This is a genomic window from Candidatus Thiodiazotropha sp. AKAK2 (assembly GCF_058244685.1).
Genome location: NZ_JBSYOP010000015.1, coordinates 18,590 through 44,408, shown reverse-complemented (window position 1 = coordinate 44,408; position 25,819 = coordinate 18,590). Strand labels below are relative to the sequence as shown.

Here is a 25,819-nt window from a genome sequence, read left to right as displayed (position 1 = left end):
GAGCTGCATATACCCTGATAACAGTTGCAGTGAGGAACCACCATGGTCATGGACACATATGTACCAAGAAACGTCTTCGTGGTAGATGGTAGTCGAACGCCGTTTCTCAAAGCTCGAGGTAAACCGGGCCCCTTCCGTGCCTCGGATTTGGCTGTTTCAGCCGCTCGCCCCCTGCTCACCAGACAGTCCTTCGCGGCGACGCAGCTGGATGAGGTGATTGTCGGGTGTATCGCACCGGGCCCTGATGAGGCCAATATTGCGCGAATCATCGCACTCCGGCTTGGCTGCGGGGACAAGGTGCCAGCCTGGACCGTTCAACGTAATTGTGCATCCGGTATGCAGGCGATCGACAGTGCCGCTCTGGATATCGCCACAGGCCGGGCCGACCTGGTGCTCGCCGGCGGTACCGAATCGATGAGCCACCATCCGATACTGCTCAATCAGACCATGGTCGCCTGGCTGGCAGATTGGAACAGAGCGAAAAGCTTTGGTGCCAAAAGCAGACAGCTCGCTGCATTGCGCCCTCAACATTTGCAACTGGTGATTGCCCTGCTACGCGGCCTGACCGACCCGCTGGCTGGACTCACCATGGGTCAGACAGCGGAGAAACTGGCCTGGCGATTTCAAATCGACCGTGCGGCTATGGACAATTTTGCCGTACGCAGCCATCAAAGAGTTGCCGAGGCGAACGATGCAGGGCGTCTCGATGAGATCGAACCCATCTACAGCAACAATGGTGATCTTTTTGAAACGGATGACGGCCTGCGACGGGACAGCACAGTTGAAAAACTGGCCACCCTCAAACCGGCGTTTGATCGACCGGTGGGACAGGTGACTGCCGGCAACAGTGCCCAGATCACCGATGGTGCGGCCATGTTACTGCTGGCATCGGAAGAGGCTGTGGAAAAACACAATCTGCCGATCCTCGGTCGGGTGGTCGACTCCCAATGGTCCGCTCTCGATCCAACCCAGATGGGGTTGGGTCCGGTACATGCCATGGGCAGTCTGCTACAGCGTCAGCAGATGGATGGGGAGGCGATCGATTACTGGGAGATCAATGAAGCCTTCGCCGCCCAGGTTTTGGCCTGTCAGGCAGCCTGGCAGGATCACGGCTACATGCAACAGGAAGTGGGGGTGGAGCAACCCCTGTCAGCGATTCCAGAGGAGCGGTTGAACGTGGATGGTGGTGCGATCAGTATCGGCCATCCGGTTGGCGCGAGTGGCGCCCGACTGGTACTCCATCTGCTCAAGACCCTTGAACAAAGAGGTGCAACCCGGGGTATGGCAAGTCTATGCATTGGTGGCGGCCAGGGTGGCGCCATGTTGCTGGAGGTGGCGAAATGAGTAAGCACTGGCATCCGCAAACCGATGAACATGGCATCTGCTGGTTACACTTCGATCATGCCGGCAGCCCGGTCAACATTCTATCTCAAGAGGCCTTCGCCGAGTTGGCGGAATGTTTGGACGAACTGGAAGTGCTGCAACCCAAAGGTCTGATCTTCATCTCTGACAAATCCTCCGGCTTCATTGCCGGTGCTGACGTCAACAGTTTTCGCAGCGGTATGCGTCAGCGTGAGGCGGAAGAGCACATCCACGGCGTACATGAGCTGTTTGCCCGAATCGAGAGTCTCGACTTTCCAACCCTGGCGCTGATTCATGGCTTCTGCCTGGGGGGTGGATTGGAGTTGGCGCTCAGTTGCAACATCCGTGTTGCACAGGATGATCCATCCACCCGGCTAGCCTTCCCGGAAGTCCGCTTGGGGATTTTCCCCGGATATGGCGGCAGTGTCCGATCGATCCGTCGTATCGGTGCCCTACCGGCAATGCAGATGATGTTGAGTGGACGTAGTGTCAGTGCCCAACAGGCGAAAAAAATGGGATTGGTTGATCAGATTGCCCCGCAGAGGCAGATCAAAGCCCTGGCATTACAACTGATCCGTAAAGCACCAAAACCTCGTCCGCAAAAAATCCTCAACCGTCTGGCCAATACACTGCCCGGACGGATGATTGCCGCACCTCTACTAAGGCGTGAAACCGCCAAGCATGCCAACAGCAAACACTATCCCGCCCCGTTTGCACTGATCGATCATTGGCAAAAGCATGGCGGTGACCCTGGTGCCATGTATCGCAGTGAGGCGAGTGAAGTGAGCCGTCTTGTGGTCGGCAGTACGGCACAAAACCTGATCCGGGTCTTCTTTCTGCAGGAGCGCTTGAAATCCCTGGGAGGTAAACAGGACTTCCATCCTCGCCATGTGCATGTGGTGGGTGGTGGCATCATGGGTGGCGATATCGCTGCCTGGTGTGCCCTGAAAGGCATGCAGGTAACCCTGCAGGACCGGGAAGCCAAGTTTCTCACCCGCGCCATCTCTAGAGCCCATAGCCTGTTCAGTCGAAAATTGCGTAAACCCCGTCTGGTAAACGCCGCTATGGACCGCTTGATGCCGGACCCAAAAGGTTACGGTATCGCCAAAGCTGATGTGGCAATCGAGGCGATCTTTGAGGATATCGAAGCAAAGCAGCAACTGTTCAAGCAACTTGAGTCACAGATGCAGCCGGATGCCCTGCTGGCCACCAATACCTCCAGTATTCCTCTGGAAACCATCAGTGAGGTGCTTGATAATCCTGGCCGCCTGATCGGCCTGCATTTCTTCAATCCGGTGGCCAAGATGCAGCTGGTTGAGGTTGTCCATGGCGAGCAGACGAATGCTGAGCTGATTCACAAAGGCGCCGCATTTGTCCGCTGCATCGATCGTCTGCCGCTGCCGGTAAAGAGCAGCCCTGGTTTTCTGGTCAACCGCATTCTAATGCCCTATCTGCTTGAAGCGATGAAGTTGATCGACGAAGGGGTGCCCGCACCGGTAATCGACCAGGCCGCAGTGGAATTCGGGATGCCGATGGGACCGGTTGAGCTGGCCGACGCGGTTGGCCTGGATATCTGTTTGGCGGTCGCTGAAAAACTTGCCCCGCTGTTCGATCTGGAGATTCCGAATCAACTCAAGCAACAGGTGGAAGCACAACACCTGGGCAAGAAAAGTGGCCAGGGTTTCTATGCCTACGAAAAGGGACGGATCCGGAGAGATAAGGTTAATAGCAGCTATACACCACCGGAAGATCTGACCGATCGGATGATATTCCGCCTGCTCAATGAGTCGGTAGCCTGCCTGCGTGAAGGGGTGATAGAAGATGAGGATCTTTTGGATGCCGGCGTGATTTTCGGCACCGGATTTGCCCCTTTCCGGGGCGGTCCGATGCATACCATTCACAGCGGTGGGCTCGATACTCAGCGCCATCAACTCGAGTTACTTGAAAAACGTCACGGTAATCAGTTCCATCCTGATGACGGATGGGCTAACTTAAGAGGTGTGTAATGTTATTGTTTGAAAACTTACATCAACCGGAAGCAAAAAGACAACACTCCTATAACAACGATAATCTGAATATGAACAAACCGAATACAGATTACATTGGTCTCGATGTGGCGGATACCCTGGCAGGCGTTTTTCAGGAACGGGTCAGGCGGACACCTGAGGATATTGCCTTCATCCAATACGAACCAAACCGTGATCAGTGGCAAAAAAGCACCTGGCATGAGATGGCACAGCAGGTCGCGCTCTGGCAGGCAGCTCTGAAAAAAGAGGCCCTGAAACCGGGTGACCGGGTTGCCCTGATGATGAAAAACTGCAAGGAGTGGGTGATCTTCGATCAGGCCGCCTCAGGGTTGGGTCTGGTCACCGTCCCCCTCTACACCAATGACCGGGCGGAAAATATCGGTTATATCCTGCAGGATGCCGGGGTGAGGCTGCTACTGCTCGAAAATGATCAACAATGGCAGGATCTGCAACAGATCCGTAATCAGCTTGCCGGCCTGAATCGTATTCTCACCATGGAGAAGGTAGACCCACTGGGTCTTCAGCCACGCTTAATGCATATCGATGAGTGGCTACCCGAAGAAACCGATGCAGAGCTAGAGTTAGTCGCTCAAGCCAGTGAAGACCTGGCAACCATCGTCTACACCTCTGGTACCACAGGGCGATCCAAAGGGGTCATGCTGAGCCACAGAAACATTCTTTGGGATATCGAGAGTGGCGTTAAAATCATCGATATCTTTCCCACAGATACCTTTCTCTCTTTTCTGCCACTCTCTCACACCCTTGAACGGACGGTTGGCTACTACCTGGCAATGGTCGCTGGTGCGACAACCGCCTATTCCCGATCCATTGCAGAGTTGGGTGAGGATTTACAGATAATCAAGCCAACCATCCTGGTCTCTGTGCCGCGTATTTTCGAGCGCGTCTACGCCAAGATCCAGGATAAGCTCGCCGCCGATTCAGCCATCAAACAAAAACTCTTCAAATTAGCGGTAGAGACCGGTTGGCAGGTTTTTGAAAACAAGCAGGGTCGACAACCCTGGAATGCCAAAATGTTACTTTGGCCGTTACTTAACAAATTGGTTGCAGGAAAGATACAGCAGAAGCTCGGTGGCAGGTTGCGCATCGCGGTCTCTGGCGGCGCACCACTCTCATCCGAAATTGCAAAAGTATTCATCGGGCTTGGCGTACCTATTTTGCAAGGCTACGGTCTAACCGAAACCAGTCCGATCATTTCTGCCAATATCCATGAAGACAACATTCCATCGAGTGTTGGCATCCCGTTTCCGGGCATCGAGATCCGGATCAGTGACCGGGATGAACTTTTATGCCGTGCACCAAACGTAATGCTGGGCTACTGGAACAATCGAACAGCCACAAATGAGTGCATCGATGATCAAGGGTGGTTCCACACCGGTGATAAAGCGAAGATTGAATCCGACCACATTTTCATTACAGGAAGACTGAAAGAGATCATCGTGCTCGCGAATGGAGAGAAAGTGCCGCCTGCAGATATGGAAATGTGCATCTCCATGGACAGCCTGTTTGATCAAGTGCTGATAATGGGTGAAGGAAAGCCGTATCTCAGTGCACTGATTCATCTTAACAGCGAGCATGAGGATGCGACCCGCTACAACCCTGCAACCCTGACTGAGACTGATGAGAAAGCCCTGCTTGAGCGAGTAAACAGTTACCTGGATAATTTTCCCGGATATGCCAAGATTATCAGGCTGGCATTGATCGATGAAGCTTGGAGTGTGGAAAATGGTTTCATGACCCCAACCCTGAAACTGCGTAGAAACAAGATTTACAGTGAACATGCAGAGGATCTTGATCAACTCTACAAAGGGCACTGATTTTTGTATCGGTATCATCAACCGGATCGTTTTAACAAACGATGCGAGCCGCTGGCCGTTTAACTGTTAAGGTAGAGAAGAACAATGATAAAATTCGTAATGTGCTTAACCAGACACCCGAACACCAGTAGAGCAGAGTTCAGGGATTACTGGTTGAACAAACATGGACCATTTTTTATGCGCAACGCTGCTGTAATGGGGGCGAAAAAATATGTGCAATCCCATACCCTGGAGTCTCCTTTGAATCAAGTGCTGAGGGAGTCCAGAAACATGCAACCTGAATACGATGGGATTGCCGAAGTCTGGTTTGAATCAACAGAAGCTCTGATGGAAGGCATGAGCTCTCCAGAAGGTCAACAACTTGGCGCGACACTACTGGAAGACGAAAAAAACTTCGTAGACCATACCAAATCGTCAGCATTCATTGTTGAAGAGTTTGAATTCAACTAGACCCTGATGACTGATCCGCAGTCTGGCAACCCATATTTATAAACGATTCTGTCTGCTCGAGACTCAATGGTGCACTGAAGAGTTCGCCTTGATAATCATCCACACCCTCCTGCTTCAACCATTCGAGTTGCATTTCATTCTCAACCCCTTCAGCGACCACACTCAGGTCCATCTCTTTCGCCATGGTAATCAATGCTCGACAGATACCTTCAGCATAGCGATCATTCGGAATATCCTTGATAAAACTATGATCCAGTTTCAAACAATCAAGTTCAAAGTCTCTAAGATAGGTAAATGCAGAATAACCGGTCCCGAAGTCGTCTACTGCGATTTTAATACCTAGTTTTTTAAGCTTTTTAATGGTACTCCGGCTTAACTCGATATCATCCACCAGACAACTTTCAGTAATTTCCAATTTTAACAATTGTGGATTAAAACCGGTCTTCGAAAGGATGGAGGATACTCTGACCGGAAAATCGATCTGATTGAATTGGTGCATAGAAACATTCACATTCAGAGAGATCAATTGATCTGTCAACCTTTGGCAAGTCAGGATTTCACGACAGGCTGTTTCAAGCACCCAGTCACCCATCTCATTTATCATACCCGTGCTTTCTAAAATGGGTAGAAATTCGAGTGGACCTATCAGCCCTTGCCTGGGATGGTACCAGCGCAGTAACGCTTCAAAACCTGTAAACCGGTCATTTTCAACAGTAACCAGAGGCTGATAGTTCAAATGAAATCCGTTGTTTCTGATTGCCTGAACAACCTCGTGTTCCAAGCGTATGTAGCTATCCTGTTGCAGACCTAATTTATGATGATAGATCTCGTAATGTCCCCGGCCACTCTGCTTCGCATGATACATGGCCATATCGGATTGTTGAATGAGGTTTTCCAAAGTATCGTCGGCGAAAGGATAGTATGTAATGCCAATACTGCAACCGATGTAGAGTTTTCTTCCCTCAATTTCAAAAGGCGATTTGAGCGTTTCAATGATCAATTCTGCCACATGATATGCACTGACCACCGTGTTGATCTGCTCAGTAACCACAACAAACTCGTCGCCACCGACCCGCGCAACCGTATCACCAAGTCTCAGAAGCTTTTTTAATCGGGTTGCCGCTTCTTTAAGCAGACGGTCACCCACCTGATGCCCGATACTGTCATTGATTTTCTTGAATCTATCCAGATCGATAAACATCACCGCGATTAAATAATCACTGCGGATCGCCTGCTCCATCGCATGTTTCAAGCGGTCCCTCAACAACTGTCGATTTGGCAGATTGGTCAGACTGTCATACTGAGCAAGATAACGAATACGCGCCTCACTTCGCTTACGCTCACTGATATCCTGCGCAGCACAGATAATCTGATTATCACCATCCTTCTTTTGCAAAAAAGCTGCCGAGAGTGTCACTGGCAGTTGCTCTCCATTTGGTAGACGATAGGCGGTATCAATTGGCTCTGATCCCTGCGCGACTACCTGATGAAGCCAGGATTCCACTCGATCAATCTCTTTTCTGGCAATGAGCTCCAAATAAGGCTTGCCTATCAGTTCCTCATCCACATCTTGCAGCATATCAACTGCAGACTTATTGACCAGCAGTACTTTTCCTTGCAGGGATATAACTGTCAAAGCATCATGCATATTGTTGAGTATGTCTTCAAGATACTGACGTGAGACAGTGGTTTTGGAGAGGTCCAGACTCATTCGATTGAACGCATCGATCAAATGACCCAACTCATCCTCTCTTTGATGAGCCATCTGTAGACCATGATCACCTTGCCCCACTTGGTAGACTGAATCTGCCAACTGTCTTATGGGTTGAACGAAACGTTTGGCAATCAGTAACGCGAGGAGCAGACCGATGAGTAACAGAAACAATGCAACAACAATTACGATCTTGCCAGTATCTCTTTCGAACTGAACAATAACCCGGCTAAGGTCATTAGACATGGTCTTGATCGTGTCAAGCTGGGAGGATAGAGAGAGCCCAATGAGAACCCAGCCCGTCACTTCATCTGCGATCTGAATCGGTGAAACCAATTCCAGAGTTTTCATCTTTTGTTGAAGCAAGGCTTGGTTTTCACGCTCAACCCATTGCAGAATGGTAGTGTCCTCTATCGTTTCCCCATAGCGACTCAGCAATTCTGTACCATCATGGACGATGGTACCTTTGGCATCGAGTACTATGACATACTCAATATCATCGAGTTTGGATACGCTTTGCAGAAGCTGAAACATCCCAAGCATATCGTATTCGTAAAGTGGATTTGCCAGATCCTCACTCAATATCATACCCAACATATGAATCCGCTTGTTGGCTTCCGCGTGAAGTGCACTACCCATAGTCGCAGCACTGGAAGTGTTGATTCGCGAGAATACAGAGCTCGATTGAAGAAAAAAGACAAATGCCAGCACGATCACCACAATAATGATCACCATACCAAAAGCAATCGTGTAGCGATGTAGAAGTTTTTTTACCATGCGACCGCTTGATCAACTCTCTTGATCATGATGCGCAAATTGTACACACTCTTTTTTTGATCTTCTGAGAGCCGGTCAAATTTCATGGTTCTCTGATAGGCCCGCAGAACATGCGCGGCTGCAGGATTATCGTTGCTATCAAGAAGTATCTCTGTCAAGCGTTGGCGGATCTCAGGTTCCAGGTCCTGCCGGACGATCTCCAACGCCCTAACCAAATCGGGTGTACGATGAAATATCTTAAAATCCTTCCGGTATTTTACTGGTAGATGATCCTCCTTGATCCAGTCATCACTACTGAAAGCACCTGCGTCGACAACACCTTTGTGCACCAATGTGGCTATATTGATCTCCTCTCTTGAAAACACAAATCCCACACTGTCTGCTGGTGGTTTATCCCTGGCACTGTTGAGCCTGACCAGTTTCATCCCCTGTGTAATCAATTCACTGGCAGGTGCATAAAAAGCTGAGGTCGATGCCGGATCTTCCAAAGCAATCACTTTCCCCTTTAAGTCCTGCAGGTGATCAATTCCATTTCCGGACAGGCTAAAAAATACCGTATGGTATTCCGCCACACCCTTTTTCCACTTTCTCAAGAGTATTTCAGCACCCGCGACTTCATGCAGATAGGCTGCAGCAATCGGTGTTTCGGTAACCCAGTCCACCTCCCCTTGTTTTAGCAGATCAGCCAGATGCTCCTTACTTTTTGCCAAACGAATCTTGATTTTGTCAATACCAAGATCAGCCATTCTATCTATCACATATTTGGCCATTGGTTTGAGATATTGATAGTGCTTTTTCGGATTGTGGCTGATTTTTCCTAAAACCAGAGTATCCTTTTGATCTGTGGCTGCATGGCTTGGTGCAACCACGAACAGAATTAACAGGCAGAACAGTGAGATCTTCATAAGTTATCTACTTACTCTAATATCAAACTCATTAGCTGAATGTTAAAATGATTTAAAAATCAACCTGAGCGCGAAGTTGTAGTATTTTAGGTTCATCCTCATTTTCCAAATCACCGTCAGCATCCGCATATCGATCATTCTTTACCAAGCTGTAGTTCATCATGAACCGCATCTGAGGTTTGTAATACCAGTTCACACCAACAGTTATCTGATCACTGCTCCCCCCTTCCACATCCTGATCAGTCAGATCAAGTGTGCTGTACCTCAAGGCCAGCTCCAGTGCACCCAGTTCACTGAGTGGCTTAACACGACCAAAACGAGCTTGCTGATGTTTATAGTGTCTGCTCTCTCCAGTCGGGAACCAGCTTGCCTGGACATACCAACCACTGAATTCGATATCCGTATCATCATCCCTTTCAAGGTTCGATGCCAACCATTCAGCCTGTAATGAAGTTTCACCATAAATCCAGGCGGTCTCCAGCCCGACTAAAGTCAAGGTTCTGCTCTGTTTGATTTTACCGGTATCCAGATAGCGAACATCGGTTAAATGGGATTCAGGCCGAATGTCAACGCGATACTCCTCTTCATCATCGAGTTTTCGATATGCGGCAGAGGCTCCAAAATGTAATACAGAGCGTTCAGAGGCGATTGGTGCATAGGTCGCTCTTGTTGAAACACCCCAACCTTCGTCACCCTCGTCATCCGAATCGTCATTGAAATCATCACCGAAAAGCCCGGCTGCCACACTGACCTGTTCACCATGCCATTGCAGACCAAGCCCCATATTCCGGCCTGGTACTAACGCATTTGGTAATGCACGCTCCATAAAGGTGAGGTGTTTCCGGCTGGTTAGCTCTTCCAGGCTGAATGGTTCCTTGAAGTGCCCCAGGATAAACCGCCAGGGATGGTAGGCATCATAGGCCAACCAGGCATCTTTCATATCAGCATCCCCATCGGCAAAATCAACACTCAACTCATAGATGATGTCAGCAAATATCCTTCCTTCCATATCAAGCCTGGCGCTTCTGATTTCTGTACCATTACCAAGACTGTTTTTGTCTTCATCGTAGTAAGCGGCATCCAAAAGCAATCTACCCCCCATGGTCGCGGAGAACTCACCATCTGAAGATACAATCTCTACTCCACCCCGGGTTGAGGTGAAAGTATCGTAGTCACGCTCAACTGATCTGTTGCTCACCGGTTTCGATTGGGCTAATAGTAAACTGTGATGATCAGTTTGACTTTCAAGCCTATGCTGCCTTTTGGTCGGGTCTCCATCTGATGATTGAGCAGCCAAGAGACTGAATGGCAACAGAAACAGAAGTAAAAACAAGTTTAGCTTGGACATGGCACACTCGACTTGGGGTATTTGTACCTGAAATTGTGATCCTCCATGATCCTATTTATTATAATTGAGATGTTGATCAATGACCTGCCAGAGGAAAGCAACGGTGGTAGTTTTCTGATGTCTGCGCGGCTACATGCTCTACGCTCACACCTTTGATCTCAGCCACGCATTCTGCCACTTGATGAACATAGATCGGCTGATTTGGTTTGCCGCGATAGGGTACAGGCGCAAGATAAGGTGAGTCTGTTTCAATCAGCAGCTGCTGCATGGGCACCTGCTTCACCACTTCACGCAAATCTGCGGCATTCTTAAAGGTGATGATGCCTGAAAAGGAGATAAAGAAACCCATCTCTAACGCCTGCTCAGCCATTGACCAGTTTTCAGTGAAACAGTGCATAACGCCACCAGCCCGATCAGCGCCCTGTGACTGCATGATGCTAAGCGTATCCTCTCTGGCATCCCGGGTATGAATGATTAGTGGCAGTTCGGCCTGTTTGGCCGCCTCGATATGTTGTCGAAAACGATTACGCTGCCAATCCAAGTCGCCTTTGCCATGGAAGTAGTCGAGACCGGTTTCACCAATCGCAACCACTTTGGGGTGTTGGGCTAACTCAACCAGTTCATCCGGAGTTGGGTCGTGCCGCTCACGGTCATTGGGATGGACACCAACCGACACGGAGATCTGGGGATAGGATTCGACCAATGAGACCATCGAGGGCCAGGACTCCAAATCGATGGAGACACAGAGCATATGGCTGATTCCACCATCCAGGGTTGATGTGACGAACTGACTGAAGTCATTCGCATAGTGATCGAGCGCAACCCGGTCAAGATGGCAATGTGAGTCAACAAGCATAGTAGAGTCTCTGGCTGTGGGGCAGCTATTCTATAGCTACTCCATCATCCATGAAAGGTCATTACTGCGGGGATCCGATAAAGAGGCGGCAATCAGCCGGATTCAGAGGGTATGGGTAGGCCGATCTGACTTGAGCGCACCGGCCAGATAGGTCTCAATCTTGTTACGCGCCGCGCCACCGTCCTGGTCACTAAACTGGACGCCGATCCCGGCTGCCCGGTTACCCTCGGCGCCGACCGGTGTAATCCAGATGATTTTTCCAGCCACTGGAAGGCGCTCGGCCTCATCCATCAGGGTCAGCAGCATAAAGACTTCATCACCGAGACGGTACTGTTTGGTGGTGGGTATAAAAAGGCCGCCAAATTCCACAAACTGCATATAGGCTGCATACAAGGCGTTTTTATCCTTGATGGTTAGCGAGAGTATTCCTTGTTTTGGTCCACCAGCCATATGTTTCCTGACCTGATTCAGGCACCCTGTCTTGAACAGGCCTGCCATTCGATAAGTAGTTTTTCCAATGTCAATTGCAGATTGATATTGCTATCAGTCAGAGCCCTAACTGCATAGAGTTTCTTCAGATAGCTTTGTATCGCCCTTGAGTTTAACTTGTCGGCTGTCTTCTGCAAAGCTTGAGTCCGATCCGGATTAGACAACGCTGCCCCAGTGGATGACACTTTGAGCCTCTGGATGTCGATAACCCAACCAATAAGCCACTCAATCAATAGCTTATAGTCAAATTTTTGCCAGATACCGGCCAGTTTGACCGGATCGAGGCGCTGATCGCTCAAGGCCAAAAACTGATTCAGCATCTCACTGCGGCTCTCAAGCAGGGATTTGTCACTCAACGCCAGCGCCTTGAGTGGCGCACCGTTTGCCAACCCCAGTAACAGAGCGGGATCACCGTGCTCTACTTTACCGGAGAGCCACTCCAGGGCCTGAGTCCGCTGCGGCGGATGAAACAGCACCGATTGACAACGACTTCGAATGGTCGGTAATAATCTGGCGGGTTGATCTGTCAACAACAGAATGACCGTCCCGGATGTGGGCTCTTCCAGGGTTTTCAGCAGACTGTTTGCCGCCCCATTTGTCATCCGATGGGCCGGTTGAATGCCAATGACCTTATATTTTGCAGAGTGGGAAGTCAGCGCAGCGGAACTGGTAAGGGCCCGGATTGAATCGATTTTTATCTCGCCACTCTTACTCCCCTCCTCCGGTCCGATCCACTGTAGATCCGGGTGGTTTCCGGCCCGGATCAAGTGGCAGTGCTGACAGGTCCCACAGGCTTGACCGGATTCACTGGGATTCGTGCAGAGCAGGGATTGGGCAAAGCTTAGGGCAAACTGCTGTTTACCGAGTCCTGGGGGTCCACAGAGCAGTAATGCATGGGACAACCGCCCCTGCTTGAGAGACTGTTGTAATTGCTGCCACTGTGGTTGATGCCAGGGCATGGGGCTGCAGCCCAACTCAGCCACCGCTCTGCTCCAGAAAAGCTGTCACGACACCATTGATCTGCTGCTGTACGGTTTCCAGCGATTTGGAAGCATCAACAATTTTGACCCGATGCGGCTCCCTGGCAGCAATCTCCAGATAGCCAGCCCTGACCTTCTCGAAAAAACTCATCGCCTGTTTCTCGAAACGATCCGGTTCGGATCTTTTTCCGGCCCGGGCCAGCCCCTGTTCCACAGGCAGATCCAACAACAGCGTTAAATCGGGTCGAAGCTCGCCCTGCACAAATTGCTCAAGAGATGCGATACGATCACTGGCAAGTCCACGCCCGGCACCCTGATAGGCATAGCTGGCATCGGTAAACCGGTCGCATAAGACCCACTGCCCCTGTTGCAGCGCGGGTATGATCTTTTGCTGCAGGTGCTCAGCCCTCGCCGCGAACATCAGCAACAACTCCGTATCGTCTGCCATCCCGGTATGCTGATGGCCCAGCAGCAGATCCCTGATCGCTTCACCCAACGGGGTTCCACCGGGTTCACGGGTAAACACGACCTGTTTGCCCGCAGAGTTGAGCAGATTACGGATATAATCCAGATTACTGCTCTTGCCAGCACCCTCACCGCCTTCAACGGTAATGAATCTTCCTTTCAACCTGTTGCTCATCGCTTTAACTGATACTTTCGGACTGCATTGTTGTGCTCTTTCAGCGTTTCTGAAAAATAGTGGCCACCCTCACCAGTCGCCACAAAATAGAGTGACTTACCCGCCTTTGGATTGAGTGCCGCCTCGATTGCTGCACCGCTTGGCATGGCGATGGGGGTGGGCGTCAAGCCCTTACGGGTATAGGTGTTATAAGGTGTGTCGGTGGTCAAATCCCGCTTGCGAATGTTGCCATCGTAGCGTTCCCCCATGCCGTAGATCACAGTCGGATCGGTCTGTAACAGCATTCCACGCTTGAGTCGCCTGACAAACACCCCGGCAATCTCCTCCCGCTCATTCGGTAAACCGGTCTCCCGCTCGATAATTGACGCGAGAATCAGTGCTTCATAGGACGTTTTCAATGGTAGATCTGGGGCCCGCTTTGCCCAGGCCTCCTGCAATGTCTTCTGCATTCGCCGGTAAGCCCGTTGCAGGAACGCCACATCCGTGGCGCCCCTCGGAAAATGGTAGGTATCGGGATAGAAACGCCCTTCTGGGTGTTCATTTTCATAGCCCAGACGCGCCATGATCTGTTGATCATCCATTTCGTCCAGGGTTTTGACCAGAACCGGATTTGCCCGAACGGCACTCATCAATTGCCGGAACGTCCACCCTTCGATGATGGTCAGTGAATGCTGGATCACTCTCGCCGAACTGAATATTTGCAGCAGTTTTGTTGGTGTGGTGTCGGCAGGCAGATAGTACTCCCCTGCTTTGAGCTGACCGGCCTGACCACTCCAGCGGGCCAATATCTCGAGCAGTATCGGTTTTTGGATGATCTCTTTTTGTTGCAGATCATCAGCCAGCGCTCTCAGGCTGGTACCGGCTTGCAGATGATAGTTAATACCTGAAGGTGGCAGATTCAGAGGTTTGTGGACAAAATCATCGTATTCTAACCACCCCCAAGCCATGAGGAGACTCAAAACAAAGATTGTGATGCCTAGCAGTCTGTTCATGCTCCACTCATTTCAGGGCCGGTTAAACTTTTCATCCTGCAGCAAGAGAGCTACGTTCGATGAACCTCATCAGTTCTGTCGGGATTTTTTTCAATTCATAGACCGTCTGCTCAAAGCGTACCACAGGACAAAGCCCCATGATGGCATTGGTCATGAACAGAGCATCACCCTGTTTCAGATCGTCTATGGAGAGCTCAGTAAGGCTGGGCTTCAGAGAGAATTGTTGCGCCGATTCGAGTACCAGTTCTCGCACAACACCGGCAACACCAGCCGTTGCAAGATTTGGAGTCAGTAGCTGATCCCCTTTGAGCAAAAACAGATTGGACTGGGTTCCGCAAATCACCCGATCCTGCTGATCCAGCATCAGACCTTCAGCGATCTCAGACTTATCCCACTCGGCTCTGGCCAACACTTGTTCCAGACGATTGAGATGCTTGATGCCGGCCAGTTTGGATTGGTTTGACAAACGAGTCTCGCAGATCCGAATTTCGATTCCCTTTTCATACCACTCTGGCGGATAGTCGGGCCAGGGGTGGATTGAGAGAATACGCCGCGGATGAGAGGGAGAAGGTGGACGATAGCCTCGACCACCACTGCCCCGGGTCACGACTATCTTCAGAACTGCGGAGGCCTGTCCGGCAGCGACCTGGAGAGCTTCCTGCCAGAGCTGCTGCTTATCTGTGGGAGTGAAGCCCAGTGCCTGTTCACCTGTTTCCAGCCGCGCCATGTGGCGTTGCCAGAGACAGGGAAGACCATCCTTTACAGCGATGGTCTCAAACAGACCATCCCCGTATTGCAGACCACGATCCGTGATGGGTATCCGGTCTGCTGGTAATCCGTCAATCAGCAACAGAGATCTTCGAAGCTATCAGACTCGGCGGAAGGCCAATGTGCCGTTGGTGCCACCAAATCCGAAGGAGTTGGAGATCACCACATCCAGCTTCATCTCCCGGGCTGTATTGGGTACGTAGTCCAGATCACATTCCGGATCCTGATTCTCCAGGTTGATGGTCGGAGGCACCACCTGGTTGTGCAGCGCCAGAATGGTGAATACGGCTTCTGCGCCACCAGCGGCACCCAGCATGTGACCGGTCATCGACTTGGTCGAGCTGACACAGAGTTTGTGGGCATGATCACCAAAGGCCCGTTTGACCGCCAGGGTTTCAGCCACGTCACCGGCTGGAGTGGAGGTGCCATGGGCATTGATATAGTCAACCTCTTGCAGGTTGATGCCCGCATCCTTGAGCGCCATCTCCATACACTGGGCCGCGCCTGAGCCATCTTTCGAAGGTGCGGTCATATGAAAGGCGTCAGAGTTCATTCCCACACCCACCAGCTCGGCGTAGATTTTTGCACCACGGGCCTTGGCCTGCTCGTACTCTTCCAGCACCACCACACCGGCACCGTCACTGAGTACAAAACCATCGCGATCCTTGTCCCAGGGGCGGCTCGCCGCCTGAGGATCATCGTTTCTCCGTGATAGGGCGCGCGCGGCAGCAAATCCACCCAGACCAACCGGAGAAGTGGCCATTTCCGCACCACCGGCAATCATCACATCGGTACGACCGAAGCGAATCATCATGGCAGCCTCGGCAATACTGTGAGCACCACTGCTGCAGGCAGAAACGATCGAGTAGTTAGGCCCCTTCAAGCCATACATGATGGAGAGGTTGCCCGATACCATGTTGATGATACTGGAAGGTACGAAGAATGGAGAGATCTTGCGCGGTCCACCATCGAGGTAGGACTGATAGCTATTCTCAATTCCGGTGATACCGCCAATGCCGGAACCGATCAGCACACCGATACGGTCAGCATTCTCTTCGGTTACTTCCAGTCCGGAATCTTTAATGGCCTGAATACCGGCAGCAACACCATAATGGATAAACTTATCCATTTTCTTGGCTTCTTTCTTCGGGATGTAGTCTGTCACTTCAAAGCCGTAGATGGGACCACCAAACTGAGTCGAAAACGATTCGACATCAAAGTGGGTGATCGGTTGGATCCCACTCTTACCAGCCTGTATGTTCTCCCATGAGGAAGCCACATCCAGTCCAACTGGAGCTATCATGCCCAGCCCAGTTACGACAACCCTTCTTGCAGTCATATATGACTACCCCCAAATCTCATCGGTATTGCTGAAAAACAAAAGGCCGCGCCCCGTAATGGATGGAGCATGACGGCCTGCAAAAATTAGATCTGCTGTACAGCTCAACTATGTGCGTTGATGTAATCAACAGCCAATTGCACAGTTGTAATCTTTTCAGCCTCTTCATCTGGAATCTCGGTTTCAAATTCCTCTTCAAGGGCCATTACCAGCTCTACTGTGTCGAGAGAGTCAGCGCCAAGATCATCGACAAAAGAAGCTTCAAGTGTCACCTCTTCATCTTTAACGCCCAGTTGTTCTACCACGATTTTTCGAACTCGTTCTACGACATCGCTCATTTTATTAATTTCCTCTGAATTAACCGACGACCTCCAATAGGGCCGATGCGGTATTGTAGTAACAAAAAAGTTCTGAGAAAAGCGTAATCATTAGTTCAGCTTAATGTCACTAATTTATTGATTATCTTTTTCTAAACAAATAATTATAAGCTAAACTTTATTTAACTTATAATGTTTTTAATCTGAAAATGTCTTTAGGACATGTACATTCCGCCGTTTACATGCAGGGTCTCACCTGTGATATAGCGTCCAGATGCACCGGCAAGAAACAGAACGGCGTTCGCAATATCATCTGGTAATCCCAGCTGCTGCAACGGAATATTCTCAATCAGACTCTTCCTTTGAGCCTCTGGCAATTCATTGGTCATGTCGGTTTCGATGAAGCCCGGCGCTACAGAATTTACGGTAATTCCTCGGGAACCCACCTCACGAGCCAGTGAGCGGGTAAACCCATCGATGCCGGCCTTGGCAGCCGCATAATTGGACTGGCCTGCATTCCCCATCGAGCCAACGACTGAGGAGATATTGATGATCCGCCCTTTGCGCGCCTTCATCATACCTCTCAACACACCCTTGCTGAGACGGTAGACCGAGGAGAGATTGGTGTTGATCACCCGCTCCCACTCATCATCCTTCATTCGCATCAGCAGATTATCGTTGGTGATTCCTGCATTGTTCACCAGAATGGTCGGTGCACTGTATTTTTCAGCAATGCCACTCATCAGTGCATCAATGGAGGCCTGGTCTGCCACATCCAGCACCATGCCGCATCCCGTAACAGCAGAAGCCTCATTCAGACGCGCAGTGATCGCCTCGGCGCCGCCCTCAGAGGTTGCGGTACCCACCACCGTGGCACCGGCAGCGGCCAGGCAGTCAGCGATCGCTGCACCGATGCCGCGACTGGCGCCAGTGACCAGGGCAATTTCATTCTCCAGACTCATTTCAAAGCCTCCAGAGCCTGATTCAGGCTATTTGTGTCATATACCGCCATACCGGTTAGTTTCCGGTCTATTCTTTTTGTCAGCCCTGCCAGCACTTTGCCTGGCCCGGCTTCGATGATTCTGGAGCTGTCGGCAGCAGCCATCTTTTGCACCGCCTCAACCCAGCGTACCGGACTGTACAACTGTGCCGCGAGCAGCGATCGGATCTCGTCACCATCTGCTGCAGTTGCCACATTGACATTGTGAAGTACGGGAATTTCGGCTGCAGAAAGGCTTATTGTAGCCAATTGTTCACTCAACTGCTCTGCTGCAGGTTTCATCAGCGCACAATGGGACGGCACACTCACTGGCAGGGGCAATGCCCGCTTGGCACCGGCCTCCTTAGCCAACTCACAAGCCCGTTCAACGGCACTTTTACTACCGGCGATAACCACCTGACCAGGGGAATTGAAGTTGACCGCCTCAACCACATCGCCCGACGCTGCGGATTGACACACCTGGCGCACAACCTCATCGTCGAGACCAAGAATGGCGGCCATACTGCCACTTCCTTCAGGCACGGCGTTCTGCATGAATTTGCCACGCTGGGCAACCAGTTTCACCCCGTCCTCAAAGCCGAGCGCACCGCCACAAATCAGAGCGGTATACTCTCCCAGGCTGTGGCCTGCCATCAAATCCGGGGATGGCCCACCTTGCTGCTGCCAAACACGCCAAACCGCAACACCGGCAGTCAACATCGCGGGTTGGGTATTCTCTGTCTGATTCAGCGATTCAGCCGGGCCGTTCTGAGTCAAATCCCAAAGATCAAAACCCAGAACCTCGGATGCTTCTTTGAAGGTCTCAGTTACAACGGCAAAATCTTCCGCCAGTTGTTTCAACATACCAACAGATTGGGAACCCTGACCGGGAAATACCATGCTGAATTGTGTATCACTCATAATCGACTTTCGCAGGAATTAGAATTTTGCCAGTACCGAACCCCATGTGAAGCCGCCGCCAAAGGCTTCCATGAGAATGGTCTCACCTCGTTTTATTCTTCCATCCCTGACTGCCACATCCAGTGCCAGCGGCACTGAAGCCGCCGAAGTATTACCGTGATCTTCCACAGTAACCACTACCCGTTCCATCGGGGTCTGTAGCTTCCTTGCCGTGGCGTTAATGATACGGATATTGGCTTGATGTGGTATCAACCAATCGATATCCGATTTTTGCATCCCGTTCGCAGCCAACGTCTCATCCACGATGCGACCGAGTGTGGTTACCGCCACCTTAAACACCTCGTTGCCTCGCATCTGCATATAAGCCTCACTCTCGCGAAGCTTGTCATAGCCACGTGAGATACCCGATGGCACACGCAGCAGGCTTTCATAGGCGCCATCCGCATGCAGGTGGGTCGAGATGATGCCCGGCTCATTACTGGCCTCGATCACCACAGCGCCTGCGCCGTCACCAAACAGCACACAGGTATTGCGGTCGTTCCAATCGAGAATCCGCGATATGGTCTCAGCACCGACAACCAGCGCTTTTTTAGCCGATCCGGTTTGAATGAATTTGTCAGCGACACCGAGAGCATAGACAAAGCCGGTACATACGGCCTGAACATCAAACGCCGCAGGTCCCCGGATCCCCAGGCGCGCCTGCAGCAGACAGGCGGTGCTTGGAAAGACTTGATCCGCTGTGGTTGTCGCCACCACGATCAGATCGATCTCCTCTGGCTTCAGGCCAGCCATATCGAGGGCATTCCGCGCCGCCTTTTCAGCCAGATCGCAGGTAAATTCACCCTCTTCCGCAATATGACGTTTACGGATGCCGGTACGCTCTACGATCCACTGATCAGTCGTATCAACAATCTTTTCAAGGTCGTGATTGGTCACGACTTTCTCAGGCAGATAACCACCTGTACCGGTTATACGCGAATAGATCACGCGGTTTCCCTTTTATCCAGATGAGCCTTGACTTGTTCCGCAATGCGGCTGGGCACATCGCTTGAAACCTCTTTGCGGGCAATGCTGATTGCATTCATAAAAGCAAGTTCATCTGCCCCGCCATGGCTTTTGATTACAATCCCACGCAGCCCCAACAGACTGGCGCCATTGTAGTGTCTATGATCAATGCGTTTCGCCAAACTGCGCAATACCGGCAATGCGATCAATCCAGCCAATTGGGTCAGGAGATTCTTTTTGAATTCCAACCGCAAGAAATGCTGGATCATCTTGGCAACCCCTTCACTGCTCTTCAGGGCGATATTCCCAACAAAACCATCGGAAACGACGACATCCGTGCCACCCTGAAAAATATCGTCCCCCTCAACATAGCCTACATAGTTGAGTGAACTGGCGTGTAACAGCTCATGAGCCTCTTTCACCTGCTCATTACCCTTGATCTCTTCCTGGCCGATATTCAGCAAACCGATTTTCGGGTTGCTGATATCGGTTACCGCAGAGACAGTTTCACTGCCCATAACCGCAAACTGAAACAGGTGTCCGGCACTGCAATCCACATTCGCACCCAGATCGAGCATGAATGTCTGCCCCGTCATGGATGGTAATGCCGTAATGATTGCAGGACGATCGATATTCGGTAGCATCTTCAGCACAAATCGGGAGGTAGCCATCAAGGCACCGGTATTACCAGCACTGACGCAGGCGTCCGCATCCCCGGATTTGACCAGATCTATAGCCACTCTCATGGATGAATCTTTTTTGTTTCGCAGTGCTTTGGACGGCAGCTCATCCATAGCAACCAGTTCAGATGCGTGCTTGATACGCAGTCTGTCACCAAACCCATGATTTCCAAGCATTTCCTGAAGCGTATCTCCGTCACCGACCAGAATCAGCGCAGTCTCCTTATCCTTGCTCAGATATCCTAAAGCAGCTGGCACCACGACATCTGCACCGATGTCTCCGCCCATTGCATCCAGAGAGATTGTGACTGGTCTATTCATAGAAGATAGATTCACCCAAATAAGAAGAACCCGTCAGAGGCCATCGCCCCATACGGGTTCCAAACAGGTCATTGAACCGACGAGTTGAGAATCACTCGCCTTTGGTATCGACTACTTTACGGCCTTTATAGAAACCATCCGCAGTCACATGATGACGCAGGTGGGTTTCACCGGAAGTTGAATCAATAGAGAGAGTCTCACTCTTCAGACCATCATGTGCACGGCGCATACCGCGCTTTGATGGGGTCTTTTTGTTTTGTTGAACAGCCATGGCTGATCTCCTGAAAAAATTTATACAAACTAAAACTAATGCCTGTCCTTTTGTAGCGCGGACAGCACGGCAAACGGATTTTCCTGTTGCTCAGGTTCTGACACCTGCAGCTCCTCATCTGAGACGAACTCATGAGGCACCTGACAAACATCTGTGTCGTGCATCGGCACTTGAGGCAGTGCCAAAAGAAGCTCATCTTCGATCAGCTCCCTGAAATCCACCACACCCTCTTCTACCAGACATGGGTCCAGATCTTCAGGCAGCCTCTCAGCTTCATTCAGTCCTTGAACAAAGACCACCGAGAACCTTCTCTCTACAGGAAATCTCAATGCCCCAAGACAGCGTTGGCACTCAAGTGTCAACTCGGTCCGGACACTCCCGTCAAGCCTTGCATGCCGCCGCTCGTCACGACTGAAGCTCAAATTGAACAAGACCTCGCCATCTGCCTGCATCAGGCAATCTCGGAGCCTCACAAAAGCCTCAACAGGCAACTCTCCGCTGACCTCTTTTCCGAGATCAGCGAAGCGCCAGGGATCCAATCGATCGGGAAAGCACTTCGACATAAGCGCGAGATAATATTATGAGAGCACCTCTCATGTCAAAATGACGTGAGAGGTGGGGATCTGCCCACCACAGGATTAGCCACCTACCATCGCCAGCAGAATACCGGCAGCGACCGCCGAACCGATCACGCCCGCCACATTCGGCCCCATCGCGTGCATCAGCAGAAAATTGTGGTGATTGGTCTCCAGACCCACCTTGTTGACCACACGGGCCGCCATGGGCACGGCGGAAACCCCGGCTGCACCGATCAGCGGATTGACCTTGCCCCCTGTCACCCGATGCATGATTTTACCCATGATCACACCAGCCGCCGTACCGATACAGAAAGCAAAAGCGCCCAGCGTGAGGATACCCAGGGTATCAATGGTCAGGAACTTGTCTGCAGAGAGCTTGGAGCCAACCGCCAGCCCCAGGAAGATCGTCACGATATTGATGATCTCGTTCTGCGCCGCATGACTGAGCCGCTCCACCACACCACTTTCTCGAAGCAGATTGCCGAAGGTCAGCATACCGATCAGTGGGGCTGCGGAGGGTAGAAAAATAATACATAACAGCAGCACCGCAAAGGGAAACAGCACCTTCTCCAGCTTGTTCACATGCCTCAGCTGCTGCATTTCGACATTGCGCTCCGCCTCGGTTGTCAGCAAGCGCATGATTGGCGGCTGGATAATCGGCACCAGTGCCATATAGGAGTAGGCCGCCACCGCGATCGCTCCCAACAGGTCAGGTGCCAACCTGGACGCGAGAAAAATCGCTGTCGGCCCATCCGCACCACCGATGATCGCGATCGCTGAAGCTTCCGCCAGGGTAAAATCGAAACCGGGAACAAAATTCAGCGCCAATGCACCCAGCAGAGTGACGAAAATACCGAACTGAGCGGCGGCTCCCAGTAACAGGGTCCATGGCATGGCAATCAACGCCCCGAAATCGGTAAGCGCCCCGACCCCCATGAAGATCAGCAGCGGAAACACGCCGGTCTCTATGCCCACACTGTAGATAAGGCCCAGCAGGCCATCACTACCGCCGATTCCAGCCAGCGGGATATTACTCAGAATGGCACCGAATCCGATCGGCAACAGCAGTAGCGGTTCGAACTTTTTCACCACTGCCAGGTAGATCAATGCACAGCCAACGCCCATCATCAGGACCTGGCCCCACTCCAGATTCGCCAGACCAGTCGACTGCCATAGCGGTTCTAAGCCTATTTCAACCATATCAGGAAAGACTCAACAGTGGGGTTCCAACCTGTACGGCATCACCCTCTTTAACCAGGACCTGAGACACCGTACCGGCTGAATTGGCACGTACTTCCGTCTCCATCTTCATCGCTTCCAACACCATGACAACGTCACCAGCAGCTACCTGCTGGCCAGCGGACACCTTGATGGCGTGGATATTTCCAGATAATGGTGCGGCAATCTCCGTACCACCAGCTGGCGCTGGCGCTGGGGCTGCGGCAGGCGCCGGTGCGGCCGGGGCCACATCGGTAACCGCACCCGCGGGGGATACCTTGACGTTGTAGGTCACCCCATTGACCTCAACCTGATAGGCTTCGGGCACGCCAGCCGATGCCGCGGCAGGTGCGGCGGCAGGCGCTGCGCTCGCAGCCGGTGGTTCCGTTCCCGGCGCCGGCTCAAAGGCATCCGGATTGTCTCTGTTTTTGAGAAATTTCAGGCCAACCTGGGGAAAAAGCGCATAGATGAGTACATCATCGACTTCATCTTTCGCCACTTTGATGCCGTGTTCATCGACCAGACCACGGAATTCCGCGGTCAACTTGTCCATCTCGGCATCGATCAGATCGGCTGGACGGCAGGTAATGGCCTCTTCGCCATCTTTCAGGACCCGGGACTGCAGCTCTGCATTGACCGGGGCCGGTGTTGCACCATACTCACCTTTCAATACACCTTCCGTCTCTTTGGCAATGCTCTTGTAGCGTTCACCCATCAGCACGTTGATAACCGCTTGGGTACCGACAATCTGGGAAGTTGGGGTGACCAGTGGAATATAACCCAGATCCTTGCGTACTTTGGGAATCTCCTCCAGTACTTCATCAAGCTTGTCGGTAGCGCCCTGCTCTCTGAGCTGATTCTCCATGTTGGTCAACATACCACCTGGTACCTGAGCGACTAGAATCCGCGAGTCCACACCTTTCAGGGAACCTTCGAATTTTGCATATTTTTTACGCACTTCACGGAAATAGGCTGCAATCTCCTCCAGCAGGTTGAGATCCAATCCGGTATCCCGATCGCTCTCCTGAAGAATCGCCACCACGGACTCTGTAGCAGAGTGGCCATAGGTCATACTCATAGAGGAGATTGAGGCATCCATCATATCAACACCCGCTTCGGCGCATTTAAGAGCGGTCGCCATACTCATCCCGGTGGTTGCATGGCTATGCATTGCAATCGGTATCGAAATGTTCTCTTTCAGGCGGGTGACCAGCTCATAACCGGTGTAGGGATTCAACAGCCCTGCCATGTCCTTGATGCAGATTGAGTGGCAGCCCATATCTTCCATGCTTTTACACATATCGAGCCAGTAATCCATATTGTGAACCGGGCTTACGGTATAGGACATGGTGCCCTGTGCATGCTTATCGACTTTCAAGGTCGCTTTAACCGCTGTCTCCAGATTACGCAGATCATTCATCGCGTCGAAAATTCGGAACACATCAACGCCGTTAGTCGCCGCCCTTTCGACAAATTTATCAACAACATCATCCGCATAATGCCGATAGCCCAGGATGTTCTGTCCGCGAAACAGCATCTGCATCGGTGTATTCGGCATGGCCGATTTCAGGATACGGATACGCTCCCAGGGATCTTCACCAAGGAACCTGATACAGGCGTCAAAAGTTGCCCCGCCCCAGGTTTCCAATGACCAGAAGCCAACTTTATCCAGCTTTTCTGCAATCGGAAGCATATCGTCAATACGCATTCTGGTCGCAAACAGAGACTGATGCGCATCTCTCAACACAACTTCTGTTATTCCTAGTGGTTTCTTTTCGCTCATAAGCTAGCCGCCGTTGTTAATAAAACAGCCTGGTATCAGGTGTTAAAAATATGAAAAATTCTGACTCAATGACGAATCGAACGATATTGGTTAATTGCCGCCGATATTACGGCAACCAGGTCGCCACGCATAGCAGCCTGTTCCTGGCCGGCCAATACTGGCGCATTGGCATGTGTATCAACGATCCTTTGTCTTTCCATCACGGCCATAGCAAGTTTTGACATCCCCTTCATGGTAAAAACCAGAACAAGAAGGAAAGTGAAAACTATCCCCATTCCAAGCAGCATCAGGTTGACGCCTGATAGCAACAAGTCTTCAATTGGCATTGGATATTTTTACTCTTTGGTGATTATTTTTGTCTTTCTACGTTGGGTGAAGACATGTTGTCAAGCAACATGTGTACTGACAATACCTACTAACCCTTTGTTTTTAAGTAGATAATACTCCATTTATTTAGAATATATATATTCAGTATTAAGCCCATCAATCAATTCTATACTTTCACGAGACTGCATGGCGAGAATTTTTCATTCTATTGCCACCCTGTCTGGTAAAATAGGTAGAATTTTGTTGCCGAAAACCATGGACCAGTATGACCCAGGTAACCCAGTCTGATCCTTTGCCACTTGTATTAGCCTCCAGTTCCCCATTCAGAAGAGAACTGCTCAGCCGACTTGGTTTGGAATTCAGTACCTCTTCACCCAACGTGGATGAGACCAGGCTGAACAATGAATCAGCAGAAGCGCTCGTGCTGAGGCTGTCCAAACTGAAAGCCATGGCGGTTGCAGAGAGCCACCCTGAGGCTCTGATAATCGGCTCGGATCAGGTCGCTACGGTGGATGAAGCGATTTTGGGTAAACCCGGTAAGCATGAAAAGGCGATTGAACAGTTACTCAACGCCTCCGGCAAGCGGGTTACTTTTTACACCGGCCTCACTCTTTACAACAGTAAAACCGGGCAGGAGCATACCTGTTGTGAGCCCTTTCATGTTCATTTCAGAACATTGACTCCATCCGAAATCGAAAATTATCTGCTCAAAGAACAGCCTTACAACTGTGCCGGTTCCTTTAAATCAGAGGGCCTTGGGATCACCCTGTTTGAGTCTATGGAAGGTACGGATCCGAATGCCTTGATAGGCCTGCCGCTGATACGTCTCATCACCATGCTGCGTCAGGAAGGTGTGAACATCCTGGCATAGTCTGAGGATTCATCCACGGAAGCGGACTAACCAGCTGCGATCACCTGCTCTTAGTCACCAGCGGAGTGA

The 25,819-nt window shown here is 51.1% G+C and carries 25 protein-coding genes; 5 read left to right on the top strand and 20 right to left on the bottom strand.

What is annotated here, in order from left to right; all coding sequences use genetic code 11:
- Nucleotides 1–48 precede the first annotated feature (48 nt).
- The 4 genes from AC4IE8_RS04080 (at nt 49) to AC4IE8_RS04065 (ending at nt 5,674) form a co-directional block, all read left to right on the top strand.
- Nucleotides 49–1,344 (top strand): acetyl-CoA C-acetyltransferase, encoded by a 1,296-nt coding sequence (locus tag AC4IE8_RS04080; RefSeq protein WP_068994262.1) that lies wholly within the window; start codon nt 49–51, stop codon nt 1,342–1,344.
- Entirely contained in the window at nt 1,341–3,368 is a 2,028-nt protein-coding gene (locus AC4IE8_RS04075) for a 3-hydroxyacyl-CoA dehydrogenase NAD-binding domain-containing protein (RefSeq protein ID WP_068993443.1), read from the top strand. Before AC4IE8_RS04080 ends, AC4IE8_RS04075 begins: the two co-directional genes overlap by 4 nt.
- Nucleotides 3,368–5,224: an AMP-dependent synthetase/ligase gene (locus tag AC4IE8_RS04070; protein WP_490790394.1), complete on the top strand. Its 1,857-nt coding sequence runs from the start codon at nt 3,368–3,370 to the stop codon at nt 5,222–5,224. The genes AC4IE8_RS04075 and AC4IE8_RS04070 overlap by 1 nt, the downstream gene beginning before the upstream one ends.
- Before the next feature lie 84 nt (nt 5,225–5,308).
- Nucleotides 5,309–5,674 (top strand): EthD domain-containing protein, encoded by a 366-nt coding sequence (locus AC4IE8_RS04065; RefSeq protein ID WP_068993446.1) that lies wholly within the window; start codon nt 5,309–5,311, stop codon nt 5,672–5,674.
- On the opposite strand, the gene AC4IE8_RS04060 is transcribed toward AC4IE8_RS04065, so the two are convergent.
- The 20 genes from AC4IE8_RS04060 to AC4IE8_RS03965 all read right to left on the bottom strand — a co-directional run bounded on the left by AC4IE8_RS04060 (nt 5,667) and on the right by AC4IE8_RS03965 (nt 24,878).
- A complete protein-coding gene (locus AC4IE8_RS04060) occupies nt 5,667–8,162 on the bottom strand; it encodes an EAL domain-containing protein (protein ID WP_490790393.1) in 2,496 nt (831 codons plus the stop codon). The two genes, AC4IE8_RS04065 and AC4IE8_RS04060, sit on opposite strands and share 8 nt — an antisense overlap.
- Nucleotides 8,156–9,067, bottom strand: a complete 912-nt coding sequence (locus AC4IE8_RS04055; protein WP_068993451.1) for a phosphate/phosphite/phosphonate ABC transporter substrate-binding protein — start codon at nt 9,065–9,067, stop codon at nt 8,156–8,158. Before AC4IE8_RS04055 ends, AC4IE8_RS04060 begins: the two co-directional genes overlap by 7 nt.
- A 52-nt stretch (nt 9,068–9,119) precedes the next feature.
- Nucleotides 9,120–10,265 carry an OprO/OprP family phosphate-selective porin gene (locus AC4IE8_RS04050; protein ID WP_490790392.1) on the bottom strand — a complete coding sequence of 382 codons (1,146 nt, stop codon included), beginning with the start codon at nt 10,263–10,265 and terminating at the stop codon, nt 9,120–9,122.
- Nucleotides 10,266–10,491: 226 nt separating this feature from the next.
- Nucleotides 10,492–11,271, bottom strand: coding sequence for a TatD family hydrolase (locus AC4IE8_RS04045; protein ID WP_068993457.1), 780 nt, complete (start codon nt 11,269–11,271; stop codon nt 10,492–10,494).
- Nucleotides 11,272–11,373: 102 nt separating this feature from the next.
- Nucleotides 11,374–11,721 carry a PilZ domain-containing protein gene (locus AC4IE8_RS04040; protein ID WP_068993460.1) on the bottom strand — a complete coding sequence of 116 codons (348 nt, stop codon included), beginning with the start codon at nt 11,719–11,721 and terminating at the stop codon, nt 11,374–11,376.
- A 17-nt stretch (nt 11,722–11,738) separates the two neighbouring features.
- Nucleotides 11,739–12,743, bottom strand: coding sequence for a DNA polymerase III subunit delta' (locus tag AC4IE8_RS04035; RefSeq protein ID WP_490790391.1), 1,005 nt, complete (start codon nt 12,741–12,743; stop codon nt 11,739–11,741).
- A complete protein-coding gene (tmk, locus tag AC4IE8_RS04030; protein ID WP_068993463.1) occupies nt 12,736–13,380 on the bottom strand; it encodes a dTMP kinase in 645 nt (214 codons plus the stop codon). The genes AC4IE8_RS04035 and tmk overlap by 8 nt, the downstream gene beginning before the upstream one ends.
- Nucleotides 13,377–14,372, bottom strand: coding sequence for an endolytic transglycosylase MltG (mltG, locus tag AC4IE8_RS04025; RefSeq protein WP_068993465.1), 996 nt, complete (start codon nt 14,370–14,372; stop codon nt 13,377–13,379). Before mltG ends, tmk begins: the two co-directional genes overlap by 4 nt.
- Before the next feature lie 31 nt (nt 14,373–14,403).
- Nucleotides 14,404–15,222, bottom strand: coding sequence for an aminodeoxychorismate lyase (gene pabC / locus AC4IE8_RS04020; protein ID WP_490790390.1), 819 nt, complete (start codon nt 15,220–15,222; stop codon nt 14,404–14,406).
- An 18-nt stretch (nt 15,223–15,240) separates the two neighbouring features.
- On the bottom strand, nt 15,241–16,479 hold the full coding sequence (fabF, locus tag AC4IE8_RS04015) for a beta-ketoacyl-ACP synthase II (protein ID WP_068993470.1): 1,239 nt from the start codon (nt 16,477–16,479) through the stop codon (nt 15,241–15,243).
- Nucleotides 16,480–16,583: 104 nt separating this feature from the next.
- Nucleotides 16,584–16,817, bottom strand: a complete 234-nt coding sequence (acpP, locus tag AC4IE8_RS04010; protein ID WP_068993473.1) for an acyl carrier protein — start codon at nt 16,815–16,817, stop codon at nt 16,584–16,586.
- Nucleotides 16,818–17,011: 194 nt separating this feature from the next.
- Nucleotides 17,012–17,758 (bottom strand): 3-oxoacyl-ACP reductase FabG, encoded by a 747-nt coding sequence (gene fabG / locus AC4IE8_RS04005; protein ID WP_490790389.1) that lies wholly within the window; start codon nt 17,756–17,758, stop codon nt 17,012–17,014.
- Nucleotides 17,755–18,696, bottom strand: coding sequence for an ACP S-malonyltransferase (fabD, locus tag AC4IE8_RS04000; protein WP_068993480.1), 942 nt, complete (start codon nt 18,694–18,696; stop codon nt 17,755–17,757). Before fabD ends, fabG begins: the two co-directional genes overlap by 4 nt.
- A gap of 18 nt (nt 18,697–18,714) precedes the next feature.
- On the bottom strand, nt 18,715–19,683 hold the full coding sequence (locus tag AC4IE8_RS03995) for a beta-ketoacyl-ACP synthase III (protein ID WP_068993483.1): 969 nt from the start codon (nt 19,681–19,683) through the stop codon (nt 18,715–18,717).
- The gene (plsX, locus tag AC4IE8_RS03990) at nt 19,680–20,702 is read right to left on the bottom strand and encodes a phosphate acyltransferase PlsX (RefSeq protein ID WP_490790388.1); all 1,023 of its coding nucleotides are present in this window, start codon (nt 20,700–20,702) and stop codon (nt 19,680–19,682) included. Before plsX ends, AC4IE8_RS03995 begins: the two co-directional genes overlap by 4 nt.
- 91 nt (nt 20,703–20,793) lie before the next feature.
- Nucleotides 20,794–20,973 carry a 50S ribosomal protein L32 gene (gene rpmF, locus AC4IE8_RS03985; RefSeq protein WP_068993490.1) on the bottom strand — a complete coding sequence of 60 codons (180 nt, stop codon included), beginning with the start codon at nt 20,971–20,973 and terminating at the stop codon, nt 20,794–20,796.
- A gap of 35 nt (nt 20,974–21,008) precedes the next feature.
- Nucleotides 21,009–21,536 carry a YceD family protein gene (locus AC4IE8_RS03980; RefSeq protein ID WP_490790387.1) on the bottom strand — a complete coding sequence of 176 codons (528 nt, stop codon included), beginning with the start codon at nt 21,534–21,536 and terminating at the stop codon, nt 21,009–21,011.
- A 75-nt stretch (nt 21,537–21,611) separates the two neighbouring features.
- Nucleotides 21,612–22,751, bottom strand: coding sequence for a sodium ion-translocating decarboxylase subunit beta (locus AC4IE8_RS03975; protein ID WP_068993497.1), 1,140 nt, complete (start codon nt 22,749–22,751; stop codon nt 21,612–21,614).
- Between the two features lies 1 nt (nt 22,752).
- Complete coding sequence (oadA, locus tag AC4IE8_RS03970; RefSeq protein WP_068993500.1) at nt 22,753–24,552, bottom strand: sodium-extruding oxaloacetate decarboxylase subunit alpha; 1,800 nt, start codon at nt 24,550–24,552, stop codon at nt 22,753–22,755.
- A gap of 65 nt (nt 24,553–24,617) precedes the next feature.
- Nucleotides 24,618–24,878, bottom strand: a complete 261-nt coding sequence (locus AC4IE8_RS03965) for an OadG family protein (protein WP_068993503.1) — start codon at nt 24,876–24,878, stop codon at nt 24,618–24,620.
- A gap of 266 nt (nt 24,879–25,144) precedes the next feature.
- Between AC4IE8_RS03965 and AC4IE8_RS03960 the strand changes: the two genes are divergently transcribed.
- On the top strand, nt 25,145–25,750 hold the full coding sequence (locus AC4IE8_RS03960) for a Maf family protein (RefSeq protein ID WP_068993506.1): 606 nt from the start codon (nt 25,145–25,147) through the stop codon (nt 25,748–25,750).
- Nucleotides 25,751–25,819 lie beyond the last annotated feature (69 nt).

Bases quoted from the DNA above. Each gene is read 5' to 3' on its own strand.
- oadA (WP_068993500.1), bottom strand. From the start codon at position 24,552: ATGAGCGAAAAGAAACCACTAGGAATAACAGAAGTTGTGTTGAGAGAT.
- AC4IE8_RS03965 (WP_068993503.1), bottom strand. From the start codon at position 24,878: ATGCCAATTGAAGACTTGTTGCTATCAGGCGTCAACCTGATGCTGCTT.
- AC4IE8_RS04080 (WP_068994262.1), top strand. From the start codon at position 49: ATGGACACATATGTACCAAGAAACGTCTTCGTGGTAGATGGTAGTCGA.
- acpP (WP_068993473.1), bottom strand. From the start codon at position 16,817: ATGAGCGATGTCGTAGAACGAGTTCGAAAAATCGTGGTAGAACAACTG.
- tmk (WP_068993463.1), bottom strand. From the start codon at position 13,380: ATGAGCAACAGGTTGAAAGGAAGATTCATTACCGTTGAAGGCGGTGAG.
- fabF (WP_068993470.1), bottom strand. From the start codon at position 16,479: ATGACTGCAAGAAGGGTTGTCGTAACTGGGCTGGGCATGATAGCTCCA.
- fabG (WP_490790389.1), bottom strand. From the start codon at position 17,758: ATGAGTCTGGAGAATGAAATTGCCCTGGTCACTGGCGCCAGTCGCGGC.
- fabD (WP_068993480.1), bottom strand. From the start codon at position 18,696: ATGAGTGATACACAATTCAGCATGGTATTTCCCGGTCAGGGTTCCCAA.
- AC4IE8_RS04060 (WP_490790393.1), bottom strand. From the start codon at position 8,162: ATGGTAAAAAAACTTCTACATCGCTACACGATTGCTTTTGGTATGGTG.
- AC4IE8_RS03960 (WP_068993506.1), top strand. From the start codon at position 25,145: ATGACCCAGGTAACCCAGTCTGATCCTTTGCCACTTGTATTAGCCTCC.
- mltG (WP_068993465.1), bottom strand. From the start codon at position 14,372: ATGAACAGACTGCTAGGCATCACAATCTTTGTTTTGAGTCTCCTCATG.
- AC4IE8_RS04055 (WP_068993451.1), bottom strand. From the start codon at position 9,067: ATGAAGATCTCACTGTTCTGCCTGTTAATTCTGTTCGTGGTTGCACCA.
- AC4IE8_RS04045 (WP_068993457.1), bottom strand. From the start codon at position 11,271: ATGCTTGTTGACTCACATTGCCATCTTGACCGGGTTGCGCTCGATCAC.
- AC4IE8_RS04040 (WP_068993460.1), bottom strand. From the start codon at position 11,721: ATGGCTGGTGGACCAAAACAAGGAATACTCTCGCTAACCATCAAGGAT.
- AC4IE8_RS04065 (WP_068993446.1), top strand. From the start codon at position 5,309: ATGATAAAATTCGTAATGTGCTTAACCAGACACCCGAACACCAGTAGA.
- AC4IE8_RS04075 (WP_068993443.1), top strand. From the start codon at position 1,341: ATGAGTAAGCACTGGCATCCGCAAACCGATGAACATGGCATCTGCTGG.
- AC4IE8_RS03980 (WP_490790387.1), bottom strand. From the start codon at position 21,536: ATGTCGAAGTGCTTTCCCGATCGATTGGATCCCTGGCGCTTCGCTGAT.
- rpmF (WP_068993490.1), bottom strand. From the start codon at position 20,973: ATGGCTGTTCAACAAAACAAAAAGACCCCATCAAAGCGCGGTATGCGC.
- AC4IE8_RS03975 (WP_068993497.1), bottom strand. From the start codon at position 22,751: ATGGTTGAAATAGGCTTAGAACCGCTATGGCAGTCGACTGGTCTGGCG.
- AC4IE8_RS04070 (WP_490790394.1), top strand. From the start codon at position 3,368: ATGTTATTGTTTGAAAACTTACATCAACCGGAAGCAAAAAGACAACAC.
- plsX (WP_490790388.1), bottom strand. From the start codon at position 20,702: ATGAATAGACCAGTCACAATCTCTCTGGATGCAATGGGCGGAGACATC.